Origin of the sequence: Subsaximicrobium wynnwilliamsii, from assembly GCF_007997225.1 — a bacterium.
GTDB lineage: Bacteria > Bacteroidota > Bacteroidia > Flavobacteriales > Flavobacteriaceae > Psychroserpens > Psychroserpens wynnwilliamsii.
In genome coordinates this window covers 1-818 of the sequence record NZ_VORM01000111.1, presented here as the reverse complement: position 1 = coordinate 818, position 818 = coordinate 1, and the positions used below count along the sequence as shown (strand labels likewise).

Genomic DNA, 818 nt, shown 5'->3' with positions numbered 1-818 from the left:
TTTTTTAAACATGGTATTGGATTTAAAATTTAGCTACAAATTAATAAATCTATTACATTTACAGCAAGAACATCCAATCGGAACGGTTCAGGCGGGCTTCCGACCGGTAGGGAGGATTCGTTCAACACCGTGTATAAGCCATTGCTGGGTCTGTGCTTATCTGGAAAATTCTTGGGAATTTTCCGGCGGAGTTTTGTACTTTTAATGGCTCGTGTGTGAGACACGCAACGGCTCATACACATCAACGTTGCCTAATATAGCAGAATTCACTCGCAACCAAGCAATTCGGATTTCTGAAAAGAGTAATTTAACCAATATTGCGGAAACCAATCTTTGCGGATTTTTGAGCAGGTTTGCGGAATCGAATCTAGTTCTTAAGTTAGCTAGTTTGCGGAATTGAAAACCTTTGCGAAAAAAAGGTTGAAAATTATAATTGGACAATCAACCAACGGAATTGAGCCAGTTTTCGGAATTGTTCACTCAAACGGAATACTAGTCAGACTAATAATTTCGGGCGGACTTTTATCACTCTTGCGCATTGCTACAAACGGTCATTTATATAAAAAATCAAAATTCTGAAACTACATTAGGCAACATCGCGTATAATTAATTGCTAGGTCTGTACTTCTTCCGAAAACCCTCGTGGATTCGCTAGTTCGTTTTTATTTGCTAAATTAGTGCCTTGAGAAAACGCAACTAATCATACTCAAGAGCGTTGGCATTCATTGTCTCACTCAAAACCAAAAACATATGATTAAAAGAAATTTATCTTCGATACTGGTTATAATTGCAATGCTTTTAAATATTCTCGGTTTTGA

1 protein-coding gene is annotated in these 818 nt (G+C 37.3%); it reads left to right on the top strand.

The features are described from left to right. A partial coding sequence (locus ESY88_RS21620) for a hypothetical protein (RefSeq protein ID WP_223270923.1) occupies positions 1-205 on the top strand: 205 nt, incomplete at its 5' end. Between the last annotated feature and the right edge of the window lie 613 nt (positions 206-818).